This window comes from Mesorhizobium sp. M0030, from assembly GCF_040323695.1.
In the GTDB taxonomy this organism is placed as follows: Bacteria; Pseudomonadota; Alphaproteobacteria; order Rhizobiales; family Rhizobiaceae; genus Mesorhizobium.
The window spans coordinates 1-4,180 of record NZ_JAMYVE010000041.1 but is presented as its reverse complement, the minus strand read 5'-3'; the positions used below and the strand labels follow the sequence as shown (position 1 = coordinate 4,180).

At 58.6% G+C, this 4,180-nt stretch carries 5 protein-coding genes and 4 pseudogenes; 4 read left to right on the top strand and 5 right to left on the bottom strand.

All coding sequences use genetic code 11. From position 1 onward, the window contains the following. Positions 1-138, bottom strand: a pseudogene (locus tag NKJ80_RS31320) (DNA-binding response regulator); the annotation flags it as partial. Here NKJ80_RS31320 and NKJ80_RS31315 point away from each other — a divergent pair. Then, complete coding sequence (locus tag NKJ80_RS31315) at positions 89-493, top strand: phosphopantetheine-binding protein (protein WP_081730999.1); 405 nt, start codon at positions 89-91, stop codon at positions 491-493. The pseudogene NKJ80_RS31320 and the gene NKJ80_RS31315 overlap by 50 nt on opposite strands. A 105-nt stretch (positions 494-598) precedes the next feature. Here the strand turns inward: NKJ80_RS31315 and NKJ80_RS31310 are convergent, their stop codons facing one another. From NKJ80_RS31310 to NKJ80_RS31300, 3 genes and pseudogenes are all read right to left on the bottom strand, one after another. Continuing rightward, positions 599-1,216 (bottom strand): hypothetical protein, encoded by a 618-nt coding sequence (locus tag NKJ80_RS31310; RefSeq protein WP_023833323.1) that lies wholly within the window; start codon positions 1,214-1,216, stop codon positions 599-601. Then, the gene (locus NKJ80_RS31305) at positions 1,216-1,395 is read right to left on the bottom strand and encodes a hypothetical protein (RefSeq protein ID WP_031194388.1); all 180 of its coding nucleotides are present in this window, start codon (positions 1,393-1,395) and stop codon (positions 1,216-1,218) included. Before NKJ80_RS31305 ends, NKJ80_RS31310 begins: the two co-directional genes overlap by 1 nt. After that, positions 1,392-2,117, bottom strand: a pseudogene (locus tag NKJ80_RS31300) (IS6 family transposase). Before NKJ80_RS31300 ends, NKJ80_RS31305 begins: the two are co-directional and overlap by 4 nt. 294 nt (positions 2,118-2,411) lie before the next feature. Between NKJ80_RS31300 and NKJ80_RS31295 the strand changes: the two are divergent. The 3 genes and pseudogenes from NKJ80_RS31295 (at position 2,412) to NKJ80_RS31285 (ending at position 3,947) form a co-directional block, all read left to right on the top strand. Continuing rightward, positions 2,412-2,789 carry a hypothetical protein gene (locus NKJ80_RS31295; protein ID WP_023690673.1) on the top strand — a complete coding sequence of 126 codons (378 nt, stop codon included), beginning with the start codon at positions 2,412-2,414 and terminating at the stop codon, positions 2,787-2,789. Between the two features lie 234 nt (positions 2,790-3,023). Further along, positions 3,024-3,187 (top strand): annotated as a pseudogene (locus NKJ80_RS31290) (DUF1403 family protein); the annotation flags it as partial. Between the two features lie 50 nt (positions 3,188-3,237). Beyond that, positions 3,238-3,947 (top strand): annotated as a pseudogene (locus tag NKJ80_RS31285) (IS6 family transposase). Positions 3,948-4,076: 129 nt separating this feature from the next. Here NKJ80_RS31285 and NKJ80_RS31565 read toward each other — a convergent pair. Next, on the bottom strand, positions 4,077-4,180 hold a 104-nt coding region (locus NKJ80_RS31565), incomplete at its 5' end, for a KUP/HAK/KT family potassium transporter (protein WP_502902259.1).

The window sequence follows — 4,180 nt, the reverse complement described above, 5'->3', positions numbered from 1 at the left end:
ACCACGAGATCGACTGGCTCACGTGAAAGAACATAGTCAAACTGCTTGCTATCGTGGACTGCGGTTACCTTCAGGGCATGCATCGGCGATGAGGCGCCGCATTGCGGCATCATCGTCAATGACAAGAACATGTTTCAACGGCACACCTCGTTTTGGGGGTTGCGCCCCGATCAGGGTTGCATTACCTGAATCTGCAAGCAAAAGGCATGTATTAGTGATGACATTACTTGAAATTGAACAACTGGTTCTCAAAACCCTCAACGCTCTAGTTGCCGAAAAAGTAGAGGTGTCGATGACAACCAGAATGCGGGATCTCGGCCTCGACAGCCTCGACTATAACGAGCTTGCTACGGCGATCGAGAGCCGACTTGGCTGGTTTGTCGACGATTACAAGCTCTGGCAATACGAGTCCGTAAGGCATGTCGCCGACGCCGTCGCCAGTCAGGAGTTGCGCACCGCGGAACCACCAGCAGTGCGACAAGTGCTGGAGTAGTGCTGTAGGCACAGGTTACGGTGAGGGCAGCTTGGGCGGCGGTAGCTATTGCCATTGCTCCGCTGTGGTTTCTATTCGTGACTGGTGTGTTTGAGAACTGTTGGGTCAGCCCGGTCCATGTCGCAGTGCCGATGCCCCCTTGGTGGCGTTGCCCGCAATTGCGATCGCTGCGCCCAGGGCACCAATGCTGACGGTCGTTGTCAGGCCACCCGTTGAATTGTTGTCAGAGGCAACAGTGCCCACCACACCATCCCAATTGGTGGTCGTATAGACCGACATGTAGTCACGGAACACGCTCTCACTATACGTGGTCACGATCGTTGCCGTCGTACCGGTTGGCACGAGGGCCGACCACACTGACAGATAGACCACACCAGAATTGAAGATGCTTTCCACCTGAGCGAGAAGGGTGGCAGCCACACCCCCAATCGTCATACTGTTGACGGTCACTGCACTTTCGGTGTCAGTGGTCTCAGTTGTCACGATGACACGACGATTAGCGTGTGGCGCGACAAGAAGCGGAATGCTGGTGTGGGTGTAAACGGTCGTGGCAGTCGAGTCTTCGTGAGTGCCATTGAAGACCAGATCTATCGGGAACATTTTCTCCCAGACGCCCGAGCTGCGCACATAGACCTGTCGAGCCTTGGTCCAGAGGCTTGAGATTTTCACCCATACGGCGCTAGCCGCCCCCCAGACCTCGGAGGCTTTGACGTAAAGGGCCATTACGGCTGCACCCAGAAATCACCGTCCACGCCGCCAGAAGGGGCAGCGGCCGAGATCGTGACGCTGCGATTTGCCATCGTGCCGACGCCGAGAAGCGCCTTGGTCTGGGCAATGGACTGCGGTCGACGATAATTGTCCCCGGTGCCGTCACTCGACACGCGACCGACGAAGCTCGTCACAGCGTCGGCACCTGTGGCGTAGGTCGAGCAGTACAAACGCGTCGTGATATCACCAGCGCCATCGCGCTGAGGCGATGAACATGTATGGCGAGAGCAGAACGTTTGGGGCGGGACGAAGAGGTTGCGGAGGGCTGACAAGGTCGAGACGAAGCGTTGCAGGCCTCCCGGCGATCGGACCTCTGCATCATCCGCTCCCGTTTTCGCGGCGGCACATGGGAATTCTCCGCTCCGTTGTTCAACCCCTTGTGCGACCGGTGCTTGACGTCCGGCATCACCTGTCGCTTTGCCGCTCCATACGAGCGCAGCTAGTCGGTGATCATGCGCTTCGGCGCGAGCCCCTGCTTCTTCAACGGCCGCGTCAGCAAGCGCTTGGCGGCCTTGGTGTTGCGGCGGTTTTGCACGATTTCGTCCAGCACATATCCATCCTGGTCGACGGCGCGCCACAACCAAAGCTTTTTGCCGGGCGATGGTGACGCCACTTCGTTCAGGTACCAGACATCATTCCGGCACGGCGGCTTGCGGCGCAAGCAGCGAGCGCAGTCCAGCCCGAACTTAGATGCCCCACCGGCGACTTGTCTCATACGAAACCACGATGCCGCGTTCCAGCAGCATTTCCTCAACCAGGCGCAGGCTCAGCGGAAACCGGAAATAAAGCCAGAGCGCGTGGGCGATAATAGGCGGCGGAAATCGGGGGGCGTGTAGCTGACGGCGGGCGTATTCATGCCCCCCGGCGTCCATGTCGCAAATCTTGACGATTGCTTTGTGTGTCAAGCCCGCCGCAGGTCTCAATGCGTTCATATGCAGACATTGTGAAAATCGCCCTATTCCGCCTTTTTTTACCGCCCCTTAAGTCCCCCGCTCGCATGCTTGTCGATGCATTGAACTCATAGCCATCGGCCAAGGATTTTGGAAAATATGTTTCCGCTCGCAGCAGAAAACGTGAGAGTCGCTGTAGGCCTAACGTCAAGGGGAGAGAGCGGTTTGATTGGACGAAATGGGTACCGGAGTACCGAGTCATGAAGCCACGAGGTAATCTGGTCCGACTGAAGCAATTTCAGGTGAATGAGAAGCGACGACAGTTGCACCAGCTAGACATCATGATTGCCGATTTCGAACGCATGGCGCGAGAACTGGAGTTCCAGATAAACGCCGAGGAAACGAAGGGCGGCATCTCCGATGTCAATCATTTCGCTTATCCGACGTTCGCCAAGGCCGCTCGCCTACGTCGTGACAACGTCAAGAATTCGCAATCGGACCTTCTGCGGCAGAGAACCGCAGCCGAGCCATGCCTCGCCGAGGCTGAAGCAGAGCTCTCCAAGGCGCAATTGCTAGAATCGCGCAGCGGCAGAGGCCACGACCTCGAACCCGGCAACCGAAGCGCCATGATCGGCTGAGCCGGACGGCTTCAGCGCGCCTCAATTCGCGACACCGACTGGCCGTTGGCGCGCGAGAGGCGTGCGGGCACTGTAAAGATATCAGCGTCTTGATGCAGCGATAGCTGGTCGGGACGGCTGTCATGCTGCGGCGACATACGCGATTTTGTCCAGATTTGCATAGCGGCGTTACGCAGGTATGGGGGAAAGTGGAATTGGTTGGGAATCGGATCATCGGTGGAGACGAACCGCTGCCGGCGGACCGGCGCCTGGCGGCAACGCCTGGCGCTTTCGGCGGCGGCGGTAACGGCAAAGCAGGCTGGCCGCGTCGAGGATGAAGCGGCCCCTGCGTGATGCCGTTCTGCTCACGGCCGGGAGACGGGGTCGGCCCCGCCGGCCGGATGCTGCTCGCTTGGCGCGGCACCGTAAAGTCAACCGACAGCTTATGAAGATGTGCTTACATTGGGCCATGTCAGAAGTTGCTCGTGGTCCGCTCTATGGTCGCCACCGCTTTCCCCCGAGATCATTGCGCACGCGGTATGGCTCTACTTTCGCTTTCCGCTCAGCCTGCGCATGGTTGAGGACATGCTGGCGGCCCGCGGCATCATCGTCACGCATCAGACCGTTCGAAGCTGCGCGGAGAAATTCGGACGGCATTTCGCCCAGGAGATCAATATCAGCCGGCTGCCTGGGCGACAAATGGCATCTCGACGAATGTGTCGTGGCTATCAGTGGCAAGAAGCAGTGGCTCTGGCGTGCCGTCGATCAGGACGGCTTCGTCCTCGAAGTGCTGGTACAAAGCCGCCGAAATGCCAAGGCGGCAAAGCGTCTGATGCGCAAGTTGCTGAAAGCTCAAGGGCGGACACCACGGATCATGATCACCGACAAGCTCCGATCCTATGATGCCGCCATGCGCGACCTCTTGCCCGGCGTCGAACACCGGTCGCACACAGGCCTGAATAATCGAGCGGAAAATTCGCACCAGCCGACTCGACGACGCGAAAGGATCATGAAACGCTTCAAGTCGGCACGCCAGCTTCAGCGGTTCGTTTCCATCCATGATCCGATTGCCGACCTGCTCAGTTTCCCTGCAATGCGCTGTCATCGGCTCAACATCGAGACCTGCGTAACGCCCCCATGCAAATCTGGAACAAGATCGCGTGTGTCGCCACAGCGTGACAGCCGTCCCGGCCAGCTATCGCGTGCATCAAGCCGCTGAAACTTACAGTGCCGGGCGCGCTGCTACCTGAATTTCCTTACCCGCTCAATCAATGTGACAGCACCGATTCTTCTCAACCGCGGCATGCCCTAAATCGTCACTTGCGTTCCGATCTCGACCACACGTCCGGTCGGGATCTGGAAATACTCCGTCGCATCGGCCGCCGAGCGGGCGAGCCCGATGAACAGCTTGT

Coding starts and splice junctions, on each gene's coding strand:
- NKJ80_RS31315 (WP_081730999.1), top strand. CDS start 89: ATGAGGCGCCGCATTGCGGCATCATCGTCAATGACAAGAACATGTTTC.
- NKJ80_RS31310 (WP_023833323.1), bottom strand. CDS start 1,216: ATGGCCCTTTACGTCAAAGCCTCCGAGGTCTGGGGGGCGGCTAGCGCC.
- NKJ80_RS31295 (WP_023690673.1), top strand. CDS start 2,412: ATGAAGCCACGAGGTAATCTGGTCCGACTGAAGCAATTTCAGGTGAAT.